Annotated in this window: 19 protein-coding genes and 1 tRNA gene; 11 read left to right on the plus strand and 9 right to left on the minus strand. The window is 62.7% G+C overall.

Translation table 11 applies throughout. The features are described from left to right. Positions 1–114: 114 nt before the first annotated feature. A complete protein-coding gene (locus NKJ89_RS30160; RefSeq protein ID WP_023761827.1) occupies positions 115–573 on the minus strand; it encodes an Lrp/AsnC family transcriptional regulator in 459 nt (152 codons plus the stop codon). A 169-nt stretch (positions 574–742) separates the two neighbouring features. On the opposite strand from NKJ89_RS30160, the gene NKJ89_RS30165 reads away from it, so the two are divergent. Then, entirely contained in the window at positions 743–1,477 is a 735-nt protein-coding gene (locus NKJ89_RS30165) for an AzlC family ABC transporter permease (protein ID WP_352607916.1), read from the plus strand. After that, the gene (locus tag NKJ89_RS30170; RefSeq protein ID WP_352607918.1) at positions 1,474–1,773 is read left to right on the plus strand and encodes an AzlD family protein; all 300 of its coding nucleotides are present in this window, start codon (positions 1,474–1,476) and stop codon (positions 1,771–1,773) included. Before NKJ89_RS30165 ends, NKJ89_RS30170 begins: the two co-directional genes overlap by 4 nt. A 57-nt stretch (positions 1,774–1,830) precedes the next feature. Here NKJ89_RS30170 and NKJ89_RS30175 read toward each other — a convergent pair whose 3' ends face one another. After that, positions 1,831–2,466: an FMN-dependent NADH-azoreductase gene (locus tag NKJ89_RS30175; protein WP_023761824.1), complete on the minus strand. Its 636-nt coding sequence runs from the start codon at positions 2,464–2,466 to the stop codon at positions 1,831–1,833. Between the two features lie 111 nt (positions 2,467–2,577). On the opposite strand from NKJ89_RS30175, the gene NKJ89_RS30180 reads away from it, so the two are divergent. Further along, positions 2,578–3,534: a LysR family transcriptional regulator gene (locus NKJ89_RS30180; protein WP_352607921.1), complete on the plus strand. Its 957-nt coding sequence runs from the start codon at positions 2,578–2,580 to the stop codon at positions 3,532–3,534. Here NKJ89_RS30180 and NKJ89_RS30185 read toward each other — a convergent pair. After that, on the minus strand, positions 3,467–4,093 hold the full coding sequence (locus tag NKJ89_RS30185) for a TetR/AcrR family transcriptional regulator (protein WP_352607923.1): 627 nt from the start codon (positions 4,091–4,093) through the stop codon (positions 3,467–3,469). The two genes, NKJ89_RS30180 and NKJ89_RS30185, sit on opposite strands and share 68 nt — an antisense overlap. 66 nt (positions 4,094–4,159) lie before the next feature. Between NKJ89_RS30185 and NKJ89_RS30190 the strand changes: the two genes are divergently transcribed. Continuing rightward, a complete protein-coding gene (locus NKJ89_RS30190) occupies positions 4,160–4,585 on the plus strand; it encodes a VOC family protein (RefSeq protein WP_352607925.1) in 426 nt (141 codons plus the stop codon). 9 nt (positions 4,586–4,594) lie between these two features. Here NKJ89_RS30190 and NKJ89_RS30195 read toward each other — a convergent pair whose 3' ends face one another. Continuing rightward, positions 4,595–5,560, minus strand: a complete 966-nt coding sequence (locus tag NKJ89_RS30195) for a S1C family serine protease (RefSeq protein WP_352607927.1) — start codon at positions 5,558–5,560, stop codon at positions 4,595–4,597. Positions 5,561–5,785: 225 nt separating this feature from the next. Here NKJ89_RS30195 and NKJ89_RS30200 point away from each other — a divergent pair, with 225 nt between their 5' ends. Together NKJ89_RS30200 and NKJ89_RS30205 are read left to right on the plus strand one after the other, a co-directional pair. Continuing rightward, a complete protein-coding gene (locus NKJ89_RS30200) occupies positions 5,786–6,658 on the plus strand; it encodes a S1C family serine protease (protein ID WP_352607928.1) in 873 nt (290 codons plus the stop codon). An 8-nt stretch (positions 6,659–6,666) separates the two neighbouring features. Further along, positions 6,667–7,302, plus strand: coding sequence for a helix-turn-helix transcriptional regulator (locus tag NKJ89_RS30205; RefSeq protein ID WP_023761818.1), 636 nt, complete (start codon positions 6,667–6,669; stop codon positions 7,300–7,302). 7 nt (positions 7,303–7,309) lie between these two features. Here the strand turns inward: NKJ89_RS30205 and NKJ89_RS30210 are convergent, their stop codons facing one another. After that, on the minus strand, positions 7,310–7,696 hold the full coding sequence (locus NKJ89_RS30210) for a type II toxin-antitoxin system VapC family toxin (protein ID WP_352607930.1): 387 nt from the start codon (positions 7,694–7,696) through the stop codon (positions 7,310–7,312). Next, positions 7,693–7,959 (minus strand): type II toxin-antitoxin system VapB family antitoxin, encoded by a 267-nt coding sequence (locus NKJ89_RS30215; RefSeq protein ID WP_352607932.1) that lies wholly within the window; start codon positions 7,957–7,959, stop codon positions 7,693–7,695. Before NKJ89_RS30215 ends, NKJ89_RS30210 begins: the two co-directional genes overlap by 4 nt. Before the next feature lie 167 nt (positions 7,960–8,126). Between NKJ89_RS30215 and NKJ89_RS30220 the strand changes: the two genes are divergently transcribed. Beyond that, positions 8,127–8,993: an SDR family oxidoreductase gene (locus NKJ89_RS30220; RefSeq protein ID WP_352607934.1), complete on the plus strand. Its 867-nt coding sequence runs from the start codon at positions 8,127–8,129 to the stop codon at positions 8,991–8,993. A gap of 465 nt (positions 8,994–9,458) precedes the next feature. Here NKJ89_RS30220 and NKJ89_RS35830 read toward each other — a convergent pair whose 3' ends face one another. Further along, entirely contained in the window at positions 9,459–11,675 is a 2,217-nt protein-coding gene (locus tag NKJ89_RS35830; protein WP_502904180.1) for an OmpA family protein, read from the minus strand. Positions 11,676–11,871: 196 nt separating this feature from the next. Between NKJ89_RS35830 and NKJ89_RS30235 the strand changes: the two genes are divergently transcribed. Together NKJ89_RS30235 and NKJ89_RS30240 are read left to right on the plus strand one after the other, a co-directional pair. Continuing rightward, on the plus strand, positions 11,872–12,318 hold the full coding sequence (locus NKJ89_RS30235) for a YcgN family cysteine cluster protein (RefSeq protein ID WP_352607952.1): 447 nt from the start codon (positions 11,872–11,874) through the stop codon (positions 12,316–12,318). Between the two features lie 304 nt (positions 12,319–12,622). After that, on the plus strand, positions 12,623–13,003 hold the full coding sequence (locus NKJ89_RS30240) for a hypothetical protein (protein WP_352607940.1): 381 nt from the start codon (positions 12,623–12,625) through the stop codon (positions 13,001–13,003). Positions 13,004–13,306: 303 nt separating this feature from the next. Here the strand turns inward: NKJ89_RS30240 and NKJ89_RS30245 are convergent, their stop codons facing one another. Next, complete coding sequence (locus NKJ89_RS30245; protein ID WP_352607942.1) at positions 13,307–14,017, minus strand: SIMPL domain-containing protein; 711 nt, start codon at positions 14,015–14,017, stop codon at positions 13,307–13,309. A 133-nt stretch (positions 14,018–14,150) separates the two neighbouring features. Here NKJ89_RS30245 and NKJ89_RS30250 point away from each other — a divergent pair. Then, positions 14,151–14,226, plus strand: a tRNA-Ile gene (locus tag NKJ89_RS30250). 226 nt (positions 14,227–14,452) lie between these two features. Here NKJ89_RS30250 and NKJ89_RS30255 read toward each other — a convergent pair. Next, positions 14,453–15,382 carry a LysR family transcriptional regulator gene (locus tag NKJ89_RS30255; protein WP_352607944.1) on the minus strand — a complete coding sequence of 310 codons (930 nt, stop codon included), beginning with the start codon at positions 15,380–15,382 and terminating at the stop codon, positions 14,453–14,455. 107 nt (positions 15,383–15,489) lie between these two features. Between NKJ89_RS30255 and NKJ89_RS30260 the strand changes: the two genes are divergently transcribed. Continuing rightward, a complete protein-coding gene (locus NKJ89_RS30260; RefSeq protein ID WP_352607946.1) occupies positions 15,490–15,774 on the plus strand; it encodes a DUF4242 domain-containing protein in 285 nt (94 codons plus the stop codon). Positions 15,775–16,119 lie beyond the last annotated feature (345 nt).

Here is a 16,119-nt window from a genome sequence, read left to right on the forward strand (position 1 = left end):
TCCTACAATCCGGTTGCATTTTTTATCCAGTCTGAACGGCGCTGTTTTTCGGTGGTCCTTTTTTGGACGCACGTCATTATCCTGAAACCGCTTCGCACTTTTGGGCGGCATGCGTCAGATCGGCAGTTCCGACGTGTATTTGATCGTCTGGCTGGGAACGTCCGTCTTGACGTTCTGCACGCCCTTGATGCGGCTCAGATGCTCCGACTGGAAGCGGCGATAATCATCGATGCCGGCCGCCACCACGCGCACCATGGCATCGCAGTCGCCGAGCATCAGATAGCACTCCATCACCTGCGGCAGCTTGGCGACTTCGGTGGCGAAATGCTCGATCGTGTCCTCGTCCTGTGCCTTCAGCCAGATCCGGGTGAAGAAGGTCAGGCCCTTGCCGATGCTGGCCGGGTTGAGCACTGCCACATAGCGGTCGATGATGCCGGCTTCCTCCAGCAGCTTCACGCGCCGTAGGCAAGGTGAAGGCGAAAGCCCGACCTCATTGGCCAGATCGTTGTTGGCCATGCGGCCGTCGCGTTGCAGCGCCCGCAGGATCCGTCTGTCGATCTCGTCAAGTTTCATGGCGTTCGATTCCATTTATACGGTGATTGGTGACACCAAATGCCAAAATTCCATGAAACACAACAATCTTTGCAACCAAATTGCGGGCCGATATCGCTATGTTTGCCGCGACATCAGTTGATTTCAAACGCAGGGAAGCGGCGGCCGCGAGGCCAGTCGATGGATAACCATGAGTTTTACACAGGCAGTCGAGACGGCGGGCGATGGCTCCGGATCCGAATTCCGGCGTGGCGTGGCGTCATGCGCGCCTGTCGTGTTCGGCACCATCCCCTACGCGCTGGTGCTTGGCGCACAGGCCACGCAGAGAGGCTTGAGCGTTGTCGAACTGTCGGCAATGACGGGACTGAATTTTGCCGGCGGTTCGGAATTCGCGGCGATCCAGTTGTGGACGTCGCCGCCGCACATCGTGCTCATCGTCGCCATCACCTTCCTCGTCAACAGCCGTCATTTGCTGATGGGGGCGGCGCTGGCGCCGTTCCTGCGCTCCCTGCCGCGGCGCAAGGTCTTTCCGGCGCTGTTCTTGATGTGCGACGAAAGCTGGGCGCTGGGCTTGGCCGACGCCAGGCAGCGCAGGGCTGCCGGCATCACGCCGGCCTTCAGCCCGCGCTACTACATGGGCGCGGCATTGGCGATGTATCTCACCTGGGTGGCCTTCACCACGCTGGGTGCCTTGCTCGGCCCGATGCTGGGCTGTGTCGAGACCTACGGTTTCGACATGGCGTTCCCGGCCGTCTTCCTGGTGCTGATGCGCGGCATGTGGACGGGCATGGCGGCCGCGCGGCCCTGGCTGGTCAGTCTCGTCGTCGCGGCGCTGTTCTATCTCTTCATCCCGGGCGCCTGGTATGTCGCCGCCGGTGCGGTGTCGGGGCTGGTCGCGGCCTGGCTGATGGCCGGTGATGTATGATCGACGCAACGACCGTGCTTACCATCGTGCTGATGGCCGGCGTTACGTACCTGACGCGGATCGGCGGCTATGTCTTGCTGCGCAACCGCACGCTCAGCGCCCGCGCCACGGCGGCGATGGAGGCAGCGCCCGGTTGCGTGCTGATCTCGGTGATTGCGCCGGCCTTCGTTTCGAGGAATCCTGCCGACCTTCTGGCGCTGGCGATCACTTTGATCGCCGCGACGCGGCTGTCCATGCTACCGACCGTTCTGATCGGGGTCGCTTCGGCGGGGCTGTTGCGGCATCTGATTGGCTAGAACGAAAAAAGGCAGGCGCGCCGCGCCTGCCTTTTCAATCCAGATGATCGGTGTGACTTACGCTGCCGCCGCGACATCCCGGGTGGCGGCCACCACGGCGTCGACCTTTGCGGTCGCCTTGGCGAGCGCCGATGCCACCGCGTCAGGCCCCATGCTGACGCCTTCGATGCGAATGACGTCGACATCGGTCATGCCGAGGAAGCCGAGCACGCCGCGCAGGTAGGGAATGGCGTGATCGAACTGCACGGCAGCACCTTCCGAATAGATGCCGCCGGAAGCCAGCACGATATAGACCTTCTTGCCGGTGACGAGGCCCTTGGGGCCGTTCTCGCCATAAGCAAAGCTCTTGCCGGAGCGGGCGATGTGATCAACCCAGGACTTCAGCGTCGAGGAGATGTTGAAATTGATGAAGCCGGTGGCGAGGATCACCGTATCGGCGGCGAACAGCTCGTCCAGCACGACATCGGAAACGCCGACCACCTCGGCTTGACGCTCAGAGCGGGCTTCGGCCGGCGTATAGATGCCGGTCGCATAGTCGGCATCGATGTGCGGCAGGGGGTTGGCAACCAGATCACGCACCACGAGCGTGTTGGACGGATCGGCGGCAAGCAGTTTCTCGGCGAATTCGGTGGCGATGCGGGTCGAGTGCGAAGCAGCGCCACGCGGGCTTGAGGTGACAAGAAGAATGGACATGTTGGCTCTCCAGCGGGTTGTGATGATTTGTCCCGGCTCATATGGGGCTACCAACCCATTCGATAAACGGGTATAATTTCTATACGATCCATCCATAAAGTAGATATGGCGATGCAGCCCAACCCGACGCTCGACCAACTTCAGATACTGGTGACGGTCGCCGAAAGCGGCAGCTTCTCGGCAGCCGGCCGTAAGCTCAACCGATCGCAATCCGTCATCAGCTACGGCATTGCCAATCTTGAGGCGCAGCTTGGGTTGAAACTGTTCGAGCGCGAGGGGACGCGCGAGCCGCAGCTGACCGATATCGGGCGGGCGATGCTGGAAGATGCGCGTCGTATGATCGGCGTGCTGCAACGCATGCGCTCGCGCGTCGACAGCCATCATCAGGGACTTGAGGCTGAAATTGCGCTGTCGGTCGACGCGGCGCTGCCCTCACCGGTGCTGGTTCGAGTGCTGAAGGCATTCGAGGCACAGTTTCCGACCGTGATGTTACGCGTGCACATCGGTACGCTTGGCTTGATCCCCGATCATGTCGTCAGCGGGCAGGCCGACCTTGGCATTGGCGGCCTGCTGGGCGAGGTCGACGTGCATCTTGTGCGTATCGGCTTCATGTCGATCGTGCTGGCAGCCGCGCCCACCCACCCGCTGGCGTTGCTGCCAAAACCGGTGGCGATCGAGGATGCGCGCGAACACACCCAGCTGGTCGTCACCGACCAATCGGAGCGCACCAAGGGACGTGACTTTGGCGTCTACGCCTACCGCACATGGCGGCTGACGGACATGCGCACCAAGCATACGCTGATGCGCGAGGGGTTGGGCTGGGGCGGGCTGCCGCGCTGGCTGATCGCCGACGATCTGGCGAGCGGCCGGCTGGTCGAAATCGATCTCGAGTCCTTCAGGGAGGTGAGCTCTCCCTTGTTTGCCATGCACCGCAACGATCGCAGCCCGAAGCCGGCAGCGGCCTGGCTGATCGATCGGTTCAAGCGCCAACTCGGCTGCTTCAACGAGTTCGAGCCGGGCGAGGTGCCTGAAGACGGGCCGGAGACAGCCCATCGATCAGCGCCATGAGCACGGCGTGATAATCCTGCGCTGATGCGCCGGCCTCGATGGCGAGCGCGGCGCGGTCGAAGGCAGCGGCAAAGAGCGCCGTCAGCGCCTCCGCCGGCAATCTCGTCATCGTCTGCGCCCGCATTGCCGCAACCAGACCTTCGCGCAGCGAGCGGTTGCCGTGACGATTGTCGATCTCGTCCATGGCGGCGCGGCCAAGCACGGCTGGCCCATCGAGTAACAGCAGCCGTGTGCGGCCGGGCGCACGCATGGCCGCGAGATAGGCACATGAACCGGCAATCAGCGCGTCGCGCGCATTGAGCGAGGGCGGCGAGGCGTGTTCGATCTCCTCGGCGACAACTGCCGCCTCCTGCTCGACCACGGCTGCAAACAGCGCCTGCTTGTCGGCGAAATGGTGATAGAGCGCGCCGCGCGTGACGCCGGCGGCGGCGACAATCTCGGGCGTGCCGGTCTCGGCATAGGACTTTTCGGTGAACAGCTTTCGCGCAGCGGCAATCAGATCGGCGCGCGTCGCCTCGGTGCGGTCGCGGTTGGAACGGCGCGCGGAGTACTGTTGCATACATGCAGCCTGTATGTTAATTCAACCTACATGCAGACTGTATGTTAATAGACGGGAGAAGGAAAGATGAAGACCACGAGCTATTATCCGGTGCTGATGACCGGCGACGTCGCCGGCACAACGGCTTTTTATGTCGAGCATTTCGGCTTCCAGCCGCTGTTTGAAAGCGACTGGTACGTGCATCTGCAATCGGTGGAGAGCAAACGTGTCAATCTCGGCATTGTCCAAGGCGACCACGAGACGATCCCTGAGGAGGGGCGGGGCCGCACATCGGGCCTGTTGATCAATTTCGAGGTGCGCGACCCGGACGCGGTCTATGAGCGGATCCTCGCCGCCGGCCTGCCGATCCTGCGCTCTCTGCGCAACGAACCCTTCGGCCAGCGCCATTTCATCACCAAGGATCCCAATGGCGTGCTGATCGACGTCATCAAGCCGATTGCGCCGAGTGAGGAATTTCTGGCGCAGTATGCGGACGGGGCGGCGGGAGCCTGAGCGCCAGCCCTACCCAGCCCTTGCCACCGGCGTCACCGTCACCTGGCTGACGCCGGTGCGGCGCACGACGGTGCACAGCGTTTCGCGGCCGATGCGATCGGCGTCGAGCATACGCACCAAATCGTCGACCCCGGTGACCGGGCGGCCATCGATGGCGGCGATGATGTCGCCTTCCTTGAAGCCCGCTTTTGCCGCCGGGCCGTTCTTCTCGACGCTGCGCAGCCGGACCGCCGTCTTGCTCGACACTTGCGACAGAAGCGCGGCGCGGCGTGGCAGAATGGTGGTGTCGGCCGAGACGCCGATGAAGGCGCGGCGCACGCGGCCGAAACGAATGATCTCCGAAATGACGAAGTTGGCGGTGTTGGAAGCGACCGCGAAGGCGATGCCTTGCGCGCCATGGATCATGGCGGTGTTGACGCCGATAACCTCGCCGGCCGAAGAAACCAGAGGTCCGCCGGAATTGCCGGGGTTGAGTGCCGCATCGGTCTGGATGACATCGTCGATCAGCCGGCCGGTGGAAGCGCGCATCGAGCGCCCCAGCGCCGAGACAACGCCGGAGGTGACGGTCCATTCGAAGCCCAGGGGGTTGCCGATGGCAATGGCGATCTGGCCGCGCCGCAGCCGTTTGGAATCACCCAGCGGCGCGATATCGGCAAAGCTGCCGTCGGCGCGCACCAGCGCGATGTCGGTGTCCGGGTCGCGGCCGAGCACGTGGCCTTCTCGCGAGGCGCCGTCCGGCATCGAGACGCGCACCGTTCTTGCGTCGCCCACGACGTGAAAATTGGTGACGACCAGCCCGTCCTGCGCGATGACGAAGCCCGAGCCATGGCCGCCCTGACCGCTGATGCGCTCGATGCGGCAGACGGCAGGGCCGATGCGGTCGACCGCGTCGGCAACCGTCGTCGAATAGGCGTCGAGGAGCGTGCCGTCGGCTAATCTGTCGTCAGTTTCGAATTTCGGGGCGAGGAGGGCCATCGGCGGGGTTCCGTGTTGTCGGGCGCAAGGACGATTTTTCCTGCGCGTGCCGTGGTCCCAAAACCGCTGAGCACTTTTGGGCGACACGCACTATATGTGCGGAGCGGCCGGACCGGCCGCGACCTGACCAGATGGCCAGTCAAACCGCCAACTAGCCGTCAGGCGAGTACCTTCGGGCGCGCTGTCGAGCGATATCTGGGGCATGAGAAAACCCAGGAGACCAATATGAGCGATTTCAATCTGAGTGCGTTTTCGGAAGCCATCGCCGATCTCGCCGCCAAGGCGGCACCGACAACGGCAAGTTTTGCCACGCATCAGCATCGGACGGCAAGCGCCTTCCACTGGCGTGACGGCTACTTCGTCACCGCCGAAGAGGCTGTCGAGGCAGGCGAGGAGATCGAGCTGCTGTTGGCCTCCGGTGAGACGGTGAAGGCCGAGCTCGTCGGCCGCGATCCTTCGACCGGCGTTGCCCTGCTGAAGCCGGCTGCTGCCGTCAACGCAGCGCCCTTGGCCAAGGCCGGTGCGGTTCGGCCCGGCAATGTCGCCATCGCCATCGGCAACAGTGACGGTTCCGCTCTGGCCGTGTCGGGCTCGGTCTGCGAGGTCGGTCCGGCCTGGCGCTCGATGCGCGGCGGCAGCATCGACCGGCGCATCAATCTTGCGGTCGGTGCCGGCGGCCGCTTCGAGGGTGGCCCGGTGCTCGACGCCAAGGGCGCACTGATCGGCATGCTCTTGTTCGGACCGCGTCACCGTGCGCTGGTGATGCCTTACGAGACGATCGAGCGAGCGGTCGCGACGCTGCGCGAAAAGGGCCATGTCGCGCGTGGATATCTGGGCGCCGGCCTGCATCCGGTGCGCGACCGCGACGCGCATGGCGCGATGGTGATGAGCCTCGACGAGGATGGCCCGGCCAAGGCTGCCGGCCTCTCTCTTGGCGATATCATCGTAGCGTGGAACGGCGAGGCCGTGCATGGTCCGCGCGACCTGATCCGCAGGCTCGGGCCCGACAGCGCCGGCGCTTCGGTGACGCTCGGCGTCGTACGCGGCGGCGAACAGCGCGATGTCGCGCTGTCCGTCGGCGAAAAGCCGCTTTCCTGAGAGGAGTGATGGATACGCTCACCAGCGACCGGATCATGACTGACGGTGCCGTCTCGCGGCGGCTGGTGGTGCTGATTGCGCTTGGTGACGCGTCGCGCGCCGAGCGCCTGGCTGCCTCGCTTGCCGCGAGCGAAGACCTGCTGCCGGTCGTGGCCGGTGATGGCAAAGCCGATGTCGCCATCATCGACGACAGGAGCGTGGACGCCGTGCCGGTGTCCACGCCACGGGTGCTGCTGTCGGGACGCGCCAATGGCGGGCGACCCGCTGGCGAGGTATTGGCCGTCATGCCTGTGGACGCGGACGATTTGTTGATCGCTGCCGCGGCGCGACTGGCTGCGGCCGGCTATCGCGTGTCGGGCGACGGCAGAAGCGGGCGCCTTGAGGACTTCCATCCGGGCGACGGCGAGCCGTTCGAGGATGAAGCCTCCGACGAGCATGCGATCCGCCCAACACTGTCGCCGCGCGAGGCGGAAGTATTGGCGCTGCTGGCCGAGGGAGCGCCCAACAAGGTTATCGCACGGCGGCTGAACATTTCCGTGCACACGGCGAAGTTTCATGTCGCCGCGATCCTGATCAAGCTTGGCGCCGCCAACCGCACAGATGCCATCGCTATCGCGATGCGGCAGGGGCTGGTGCTGGTCTAATTGTACATCACACCGCTTCGATGTCGGTTAGCCGGAAATCATCACCCTTGAACAGCAGCGGCATGGCTTCGAGACGCGCCGTGGCGTAGGCGATGCAGTCGCCAAAATTCAGCGCGGCCGGATGCCGGCCCTTGCCGTAGCGCAGGAAGGCCTGGCGTGCGACCGCGGCATGGTCGGCGGTAAAGGCAACGGTCTCGATCGAGGCGGTGCGCAGGAAGTCGTCTAGGCGATCAAGGATTTCATCCTGCCTGCCGCCGGCGAGCACCATCGTCGTTTCAAGAAACGTTGGCGCCGCCAACAGCCGCCTTTTGGCCTGTGCGATCGCCAACACGAAACGCTCGTAACCAGGCTCGGCGCGCAGGATAGCAACCAGGGCCGAGGAATCGATGATCATTTCGTCGGGATCCCGAACTCGTCGTAACCGAGGATTTCGTCGTCGGTCATCGCATTTTCGCGTTTGGGGATTTTTCCGGCACTGTCGGAGATAGCCATCAACCGCTGAAACAGGTCGCTGGTTTCATCGCGCGGCACCAATCGCTCGCGCGCAACTTCGCGCTCGAGACTCTGGCGGATGGCCTCGGTCACCGACACGCGGCGGCGGCGAGCGAGTTCGCGCGCCATTTGCTCGACTTCCATGTTCTTAATCGACAGTGCCATGCTATATTCCACCTATCTGTATAGAATATATACATCGAACGCTCAGCAATTCCAATAGGTTTGGACCGTAGGCCGCAGCGTCACCATGGCATCCCGCCGCAAGCTCTTGTATCCGTGACCGCCACAGGCAAGGATTGCGCAAGGAAAAATACGCAGGCGGAGGAAAAATGTCGCTCAAGGGAAGGACGCTGTTCATCTCCGGCGGGTCGCGTGGCATCGGGCTGGCGATCGCGCTGCGTGCCGCGCGTGACGGCGCCAATGTGACGATCGCCGCCAAGACCGCCGAGCCGCATCCCAAGCTGCCGGGCACGATCTACACGGCGGCTGAAGAGATCGAGCGGGCCGGAGGCAAGGCGCTGCCTGTGCTGTGCGATATCCGTGAAGAGGCGCAGGTTGCCGACGCGGTCGCCAGAACCGTCGAAAAGTTCGGCGGCATCGACATCTGCGTCAACAATGCCAGCGCCATCCAGCTCAACGGCACGTTGGAAACCGACATGAAACGCTATGACCTGATGCATCAGATCAACACGCGCGGCACCTTCCTCGTGTCCAAAATGTGCATTCCACACCTGAAGTTAGCCAGCAATCCTCATATCCTGAATCTGGCGCCGCCGCTCGACATGAAGGCCAAATGGTTCAAGAACCACGTCGCCTACACGATGGCCAAGTTCGGCATGTCGATGTGCACGCTGGGGATGAGCGCCGAATTCGCCAGGGACGGCATTGCGGTCAATTCGCTGTGGCCGATCTCGACCATCGACACGGCGGCGGTGCGCAATCTGCTCGGCGGCGCGACAGTGGCGGCGATGAGCCGTTTGCCCGACATCATGGCCGATGCCGCGCATGCCATCTTCATGCGGCCGGCGCGCCAGACCACGGGCAATTTCTACATCGACGAAGAGGTGCTGCGCGCCGAGGGCGTCAGCGACTTCTCGGCCTATTCACCAGATGCGACGGGACCTCTGGCCGGCGACTTTTTTGTGCCGGACGAGGTGTTTGCTAATTCGAGCACGGAGATAAGAGGGATCTATTAGAGCAATTCCAGGAAAAGTGTGAAACGGCTTTCCCTTGGGAATTGCGTCAAAACAAAGAGTTAGAGCAGTTTTCCGGAGAACTCAGAAGCGCGGAGCCACAAGCGTCGATTGACGAGCTGTCAGCTGATCCGTGATGGCGTGTCCGTGGGCTGAGCGAGCTCCGCCTGGTTCCGGTCGGCCTGCGGGCTGCGGAGCTATTTCGGTTAGGTCGCTCCGGCTTGCAATTTGCAAGACAAAACCCCGCCGGAGAGGGTCCGGCGGGGCTCAATACGTCCCGCTGGAGTCGGGACGGGGCAGGGAACGCCCAATCCTGAATCTGGGGTAGGTGTGCCTTCTATTCAATGAGCCCGGTTGCATACCGGAACATTTCTTGAACTTGGGACGTCGATCCATCCCCGGTGAAGCCGGGGATGGATGCTTCTCGTGCCGATTCCACAAACCAGGTCATGGCATTGAAATCATGGCTTAATTGTTGCTGGCGACAGGCGCCACCAGCGGGGTGATACGGCGGATCGCAACGCGTCGGTTCTCGCGGTTGGGTCCCGCCGTGTTGACCTTCAGATACTCCTCGCCATAGCCCTGTGTCGTCAGGTTTTCCGGCGGAATGCCGAACGCGTTGGTCAGCGCCTGCGCCACCGCTTCCGCGCGGCGGTCGGACAGAGCCAGGTTTGCCTCCGGCGTGCCCACCGCGTCGGTGTGGCCTTCGATCAGGAAGGTCTCGGCCGGGTTCTTCTTCAACAGCTTCTCCATGGCGGTGGCGACGCCCTCGAGCTTCTGCACCTCGGTGTCGGAGATCGAGGCCGAACCGAAATCGAAGTTGAGCGTATCGAGATCGACGCGCCGTGCGATGTCGCGCACGCGGGCCGAGCGCTTGACCTCGTCGATTGAGTAGAGGCGTTGCACCCGTTCCACCGGCGGCTGTTCGAGGAAGGTGTAGTAGTCGTCCGGATCCTCTACATTCTCGGAGTCCAGAATGTACTCCTCGCGCGGAATGGTGAGCCGCATCGGCGGCAGGTCGTCGCCCGGATCGCGCCAGTCGCCCTCATCCTCATACTGGCTCTCGTCGACATAGCTCAGCACATACTCGTGCCCGTCCGGAGCGATTCGCGAACGCTGGATGATGTCGCCGTAGCGGTTGCGGATGGTGATGATCCGGACACCGTTGTCACGCTCGACAATTTCCCGGGTGCGATCGCCCGACAGGTCCTCATAATACACGTTCCTGGCGCCGCGATGCATACGTGGAGCGTCACTGCTTTCCACGATCGTCTGGTTGTTGAACTGGAGGATGACGCGGTCGCCGAGTTCCCTGACGACGTCGACGCCTTGCGGACGCCGGCGGTCGCGGACGTTCTCATCGGGTGCGCGCTCGACGCGTTTGCCCTTTTCCTCCGTCACGGGAGCGATCTTTTCAGGCTGGATTGCCTGCTGGGCCGCCCTGTCGTCGGTGGGTGGTGGTCCCTGGTCGACCGGAGCAGGCTTTGGAGCCTGCGCCTGCTGACCATTCTGCTGGGTGGGCTGGTTGGCCTGCTCACTCGCATTCTCGCCTCCCTGCCGGCCATTCTTGCCCTTGCGCTTGCGCAGGACATCCTTCTGGCTGTCTAGGATGGGGGCTGCATTCTTGTCGGCCGGGGCCTCAGTCTGGGTCGCATTTTCACCTTGGGCCGGCTGTCCACCTGGGGCCGGCTGTTTGCCAGTCACAGGCTGCCGGCCATTGGCGGGTTGTTCGGCCGTCGATGGTTGTTCTCCGGTGGCCGGCTGCTCTGCCGTTGCCGGCTGTTGGCCGACAGGCTTCTTGCCGCGCTTCTTCTTTTCCTGAGGCTGTTTGCCCTCGGTCGGCGCCGCCTGTTGCTCGGGCTGAAGCGGCTCGGCCTGCGGAACCGGCTCGCCGGCGGGCGCTTGCTTCCTGGCTGGCGCCTGTTCGGCGGGTGCGGCTTCGATCTGCTGGTCCTGCTTGTGCTTCTTGCGCAGGGGCTGTGGATTGTTGTCGTTTGCCGGGGCGGCCTGCTGTGCAGGCTGTTCAGCCGGCGCCTGCTCCGTCTGCTGCTGCTGGTCGCGCTTCTTCCTGCGCGGCTGTGGTTGCTCGGTCGGAGCGGCCTGTTCGGCAGGCGCCTGCTGGGTCTGCTGCTGCTGATCGCGCTTCTTCCTACGCGGCTGCTGTTCCTCGGCCGGAACGGCCTGTTCGGCCGGCGCCTGCTGGATCTGCTGCTGCTGATCGCGCCTCTTCCTGCGCGGCTGCTGTTCTTCGGCCGGAACGGCCTGTTCGGCCGGCGCCTGCTGGATCTGCTGCTGCTGATCGCGCCTCTTTCTGCGCGGCTGCTGTTCCTCGGCCGGAGCGGCCTGTTCGGTCGGTGCCTGCTGGATCTGCTGCTGCTGATCGCGCTTCTTCCTGCGTGGCTGCTGCTCCTCGGCGGGCTGCTCGCGCTGGGCAGGCGCTGCCTGCTGTTCAGGCTCGGGCCTCTTGCGCTCGGGCTTTTGTTTCGGCTCCGCCTGCTGCTTCTTTGCGCAGGCTTCTGCTGATTCGCCCTCGGCGCATGCTGCTTGCGCCAAATTGAATGGGACCGACGTGCGCTGGGTAGGGCCGAACGCGGCACTTTCCTGAAGCGGGAACGCGCCCAAAGGCGTGGATGCCATCAGCAGGCCAAGTGCGGTGCCGGCCAGAATCCGTGGTTGGCGTTTCATCGAAAACTCTCCTTATGGGGTCCCATCCTTGCCGAAACCTATCTTGCGCCGATTGGTTCCGGTTTGGCGTGAATAGAGGCCGCGCAGGGCGATTGGCCGCCCTTTTTAAGGCAACTTCGTGTCTTTCACCCGCCGCCGGCGCATTCCTCCCGTTGCCATGCTTGACCTTGCCGGCGGCTGGGGCCACATGCCGGGGATGGAAACGCCATTCTGGAAAACCAAATCCCTGGAGGCGATGAGCCCGACCGAGTGGGAATCGCTCTGCGACGGCTGCGGCAAATGCTGCCTGTCGAAGCTTGAGGATGAGGATTCTGGTGAGATTTACTGGACCAGCGTCGGCTGCCGGCTGTTCGACGCCCAGACCTGTCGCTGTTCGGACTACACCAACCGGCTGGCACGCGTCCCCGACTGCGTCGGGCTGACGCCACAGAATGTCCGCACCATCACCTGGCTGCCCAGCACTTGCGCATACCGGCTGGTGGCAGAGGGCCGCGATCTCTACTGGTGGCACCGGCTGGTGTCGGGCAGCGCCGAGACCGTGCATGAAGCCGGCATGTCGATGCGCGGCCGGGTCAAGGCGAGCGAAACCGATCTCGCCGAGCCGGAAGACTATTTTGATTACATGCTCGACGAGGAGCCGTAAGGCTCGCGCTGGGACGACGAGCCAGAGGCTCGCGCTGGGGACGACGAGCCAGAGGCTCGCGCTGGGACGACGAACCACAGGGTTCGCGCCGGGGAGGCCTGACCCTCAGCCAATCGGTTGGATCGGAAACAGGCGGCGTTCCTATCGTTCACCGGGACGGGAACGAATGGTGGGCAATTTCCTTTTTCCCGCCACATGAACCAGAGATGAACGTCAGGTTCGCAAAGAGTTCAGACAGGCCAGTGCATTCTCCCTCCATCGGTTCACGAGGACGGACGAAAGCCCGCAAAAAGGAGAGAAGACAATGTTCACCACCATCAAGACGGCAGCCCTTTCGGCTCTGGTCGGTCTCGGCACGCTGACGGCTATTCCCGCTCATGCCGACAGCCTCTATCTTGGCTTCGGCAACAACAACGACCCGCGTTTCGGCGTCTATACCGGCGACGACGGCTATCGCTATCGCCATGATGAACGCCGCGGCGACTGGCGTGATGAACGCCGCGGCGGCTGGCATCGTGGCTGTTCGCCGGACCGCGCCCTCGACAAGGCCGAACGCATGGGCCTCTACCGTGCCCGCATCGTCGACGTCAGCCGTCGTACGGTGAAGGTGATGGGCCGCCAGGACGGCGACCGCGTCGTGGTCGTGTTCGCCAACGAGCGCGGTTGCCCGGTTATCTACCGCTAAGGCTGAGGCCGGACTCATCCGTACTCATAGAAGCATGATCTTCTGCGTGGATGAGCCTGCTGCGACAATCAACCTGAGAACATGATCTTCTGCGAAGATCAGGCGGCATGATCCTCTGCGAGGATCAGCCGGGATACGACCTTCTGCGAAGGTCGGTCTGGACTAACGGGCCCCCTTTCCGCCGGAAGGGTGTGGCTCGAAAAACCCCGCGGGGGCGATCCCGCGGGGTTTTTCATGCGCGTTGGTGGCTGGTGGTCGGATCCGTGGCTGGACAAGCCTCAGCCATGGATCGTCAGAGCCCGCTTAGTTCAGTTCGAAGGTGACGGTGACCTGCACATTGTAGGAATTCTCGCCGGCCTGCACCGGAGCCGCGGCACCCGCGGCGTCGAAGGCCTTGGCGTTGATCGGCATCGGCGTCGGCGCGATGTTCTGGTCGGTGATCTCGAGCACCTTGCCGAGGCTGACGCCGGCGGCCCCGGCCAGCGTCTTGGCCTTGGCCATCGCATTGGCGACCGCCTTCTTGCGCGCTTCGGTGACTGTTGCCGCCGGGTTGTCATTGGTGAAGGCGATGCCGCCGCCCTGGTTGACGCCAAGCGACACCGCCTTGTCGAGGATCTCGCCGGTCTTGTCGACATCGCGCACCCGCACCGAAAGCGTGTTGGTCACCTGATAGGCGACCAGTTCGGCCTCTTGGCTGCCGTCCGGCTTGTTGGTGTAGTTGTAACGCGGATTGATCTGGATGCCTGCGGTCTGCAGGTCGCGGTCGTTGATGCCGGCCGACTTCATCGCCGCGATCACGGCGGCCATGGCGTCATTGTTGGCGTCGAGCGCGGCGCGCGCGGTCTTGGCCTCTCGCATGACGCTCAGCGTCAGGACCGCCAGATCGGGGGCTACGGTTGCCTCGCCTTCGCCCGACACGATGATGCGGGGCAGCGTCGGCAAATCGGTGGCTCCAGCCATCGCCGGAAAAGCAATTGCAGCGGTGAGCGCGAGAGGCAAAAGGCGTCTGGTCATGAAAATCTCCTTGGTCTGCGATCTGCTCGCAAAGGTTGCGTAGAGCGCGATTATGGGTTGATTTGGGCGATCTGCGGAAGCCCGTCGGGAAAGCCTTGTGCGGCGACAGGAAAAACATTATCCAGCCGGCGTGGGGCCTGTAGCTCAATGGTTAGAGCCGGCGGCTCATAACCGCTTGGTTGGGGGTTCGAGTCCCTCCGGGCCCACCATTCAGTCCGCCACCACTATGAACTCCGGCTTAGAACCCCAACTTTCCGGCTTACCGTCAGAAGCAATGGCGGGTGATGCGGCCCCCATTCTCGATCGGTGGATCTGGCCAGCGTAGCGTTCCCTGCCTGGCCGGCCTGGCGACCGGACATCCGCGCCTTGTCGGGCAGGGTCGGCTCATCGGGACATCAGATTTGTGGATGCTCTCCGAAGACCGGGCTTGAACGATTAATCTCGCGCCAACAGTTTCTCCAGATGCCCAGTTGTTTCGCTGCTTTTTTCCAGGAGCCAAGAGCGGAATGCGGCAACTTGCGTCCGGCGAACGGCGCTTTCGCGGAAAGCCGCGTAATATGCATGCTCTGTCCATGCCCCCTGGGATATTGCAAACGGCAAAGAGATTATCCCGCTCTCCAACTGGCTCTGAACCAGAGCCAGGCCACAGATCAGCATCCCGGCATCGGAAAATACCGCCTCAAGTGCTTGGAGGACATGGGCATAGCGGATGCCCCGTTCCGCAGCAGTCTTCCTGTACCCGTGTGCGCTGATCCACTCCGGCCAGCCGATGGCGACAGGGTCTGTCCGGTAGCAATTGAGATGGAGCAGGGGAAATCCCTCAAGACGTTCCGCTGCGTCCAAACTCGACACACGCTTGGTATTTTCTGGCGATGCGACGGGAAGCAGATAGTCTCGAAATAGCATCTCCTCGCCGTACCCTCCGCGTGGCTCGCCGAACCAGACCTCGCAATCGGCCTGTCCCAGTCGCAGAGGCACGTCGCCCACGCCGTTGACGCAGAATAGGATGTTCGGGTTCGCTGCTTTGAATTCCGAGAGCCGTGTTTTCAGCCACAGCTCGGCCCAATCTGTGTTCGCCAGGACATGGATTTCGAGCCCTCTCTGGAAATCAAGAAGGTGCGCGGCCGTTTCCAATTCCCTGAACGCTGCCACAATGTGCGGGAGAGCAGCTGAAAGTTCCGGCGTCAAGCAAATGCCGGACTTTGCGCGCACAAGAAGGTCGAAGCCGAGATGCTCTTCTAGCGTCTTGATCCTTTGCCCGACGGCCGCCGTTGTAATCCCCAGTAGCTTTCCCGCCGCCGTCAGAGAGCCGGTCCGCATGGCAAGCTCCAGTGCCTGCAGCGATTTGAGATGCGTCGGAATCATCCACCGTTGGTAAAGGTTAGCTTTAGACTCGTAAAGAACATTTGGATTGCTTTAGCGCGCCCTTGGAGGACAATGACCTGGCGGTAATTCGCGGAGGAGTTTTAAAGATGTCGCAGATGAAACGGTTTGTCATCGAACGAGACATTCCCGGTATCGGTGCAATGTCGATTGTGGAGCTTTGCGGCGCAGCTCGTGCCTCCAACCAAGCCATCGACAAGGTCGGTCCTGGAATCCAATGGCAACACAGCTACGTGGCCGCGGACAAGACGTTTTGTGTCTACCTGGCCAAGGATGAAGCGGCAATCCGCAGGCACTCGGAGCTGAGTGGGATCCCGATTGCGGCCATCACCGAGATCACACAAGTCATCGATCCACTTACCGCCAACAACTGAACTGATCGCTTCGCCCGAGTCTCGACTTTGACACCGGGATTAAATTCCATTTGTACCGATACAGACTGCTCGTCCGGTAAAAACAACTGATCGGTCCATCTTTTCTCATCGGTAGGTCGGTCCCCACGGGGAGGACGCCTTCATGCAGGAGATTGCACGTCGAGAATTCATTGCCAACGGAACCACCGAGGTCCAGAGCTACACGGTCAAAGTGCTGCCAATAGTTAGCTTCGTCATGTCAATCGGTGTGCTGGTTCTACCCAGGGCGAAATCATGAATCGTTAACCTGCAAGGACGGCTTGGCGGTAGGTCGGGTTCATGAGGGCTTTGAGGCGCTTGCGCTTG

The organism is Mesorhizobium sp. M0047 (genome assembly GCF_040323315.1).
Classification (GTDB): Bacteria; Pseudomonadota; Alphaproteobacteria; order Rhizobiales; family Rhizobiaceae; genus Mesorhizobium.

Bases quoted from the DNA above. Each gene is read 5' to 3' on its own strand.
- NKJ89_RS30245 (WP_352607942.1), bottom strand. From the start codon at position 14,017: ATGACCAGACGCCTTTTGCCTCTCGCGCTCACCGCTGCAATTGCTTTT.
- NKJ89_RS30185 (WP_352607923.1), bottom strand. From the start codon at position 4,093: ATGCAACAGTACTCCGCGCGCCGTTCCAACCGCGACCGCACCGAGGCG.
- NKJ89_RS35830 (WP_502904180.1), bottom strand. From the start codon at position 11,675: ATGAAACGCCAACCACGGATTCTGGCCGGCACCGCACTTGGCCTGCTG.
- NKJ89_RS30240 (WP_352607940.1), top strand. From the start codon at position 12,623: ATGTTCACCACCATCAAGACGGCAGCCCTTTCGGCTCTGGTCGGTCTC.
- NKJ89_RS30235 (WP_352607952.1), top strand. From the start codon at position 11,872: ATGGAAACGCCATTCTGGAAAACCAAATCCCTGGAGGCGATGAGCCCG.
- NKJ89_RS30195 (WP_352607927.1), bottom strand. From the start codon at position 5,560: ATGGCCCTCCTCGCCCCGAAATTCGAAACTGACGACAGATTAGCCGAC.
- NKJ89_RS30220 (WP_352607934.1), top strand. From the start codon at position 8,127: ATGTCGCTCAAGGGAAGGACGCTGTTCATCTCCGGCGGGTCGCGTGGC.
- NKJ89_RS30260 (WP_352607946.1), top strand. From the start codon at position 15,490: ATGTCGCAGATGAAACGGTTTGTCATCGAACGAGACATTCCCGGTATC.
- NKJ89_RS30255 (WP_352607944.1), bottom strand. From the start codon at position 15,382: ATGATTCCGACGCATCTCAAATCGCTGCAGGCACTGGAGCTTGCCATG.
- NKJ89_RS30190 (WP_352607925.1), top strand. From the start codon at position 4,160: ATGAAGACCACGAGCTATTATCCGGTGCTGATGACCGGCGACGTCGCC.
- NKJ89_RS30180 (WP_352607921.1), top strand. From the start codon at position 2,578: ATGCAGCCCAACCCGACGCTCGACCAACTTCAGATACTGGTGACGGTC.
- NKJ89_RS30210 (WP_352607930.1), bottom strand. From the start codon at position 7,696: ATGATCATCGATTCCTCGGCCCTGGTTGCTATCCTGCGCGCCGAGCCT.
- NKJ89_RS30215 (WP_352607932.1), bottom strand. From the start codon at position 7,959: ATGGCACTGTCGATTAAGAACATGGAAGTCGAGCAAATGGCGCGCGAA.
- NKJ89_RS30175 (WP_023761824.1), bottom strand. From the start codon at position 2,466: ATGTCCATTCTTCTTGTCACCTCAAGCCCGCGTGGCGCTGCTTCGCAC.
- NKJ89_RS30200 (WP_352607928.1), top strand. From the start codon at position 5,786: ATGAGCGATTTCAATCTGAGTGCGTTTTCGGAAGCCATCGCCGATCTC.
- NKJ89_RS30160 (WP_023761827.1), bottom strand. From the start codon at position 573: ATGAAACTTGACGAGATCGACAGACGGATCCTGCGGGCGCTGCAACGC.
- NKJ89_RS30165 (WP_352607916.1), top strand. From the start codon at position 743: ATGAGTTTTACACAGGCAGTCGAGACGGCGGGCGATGGCTCCGGATCC.
- NKJ89_RS30205 (WP_023761818.1), top strand. From the start codon at position 6,667: ATGGATACGCTCACCAGCGACCGGATCATGACTGACGGTGCCGTCTCG.
- NKJ89_RS30170 (WP_352607918.1), top strand. From the start codon at position 1,474: ATGATCGACGCAACGACCGTGCTTACCATCGTGCTGATGGCCGGCGTT.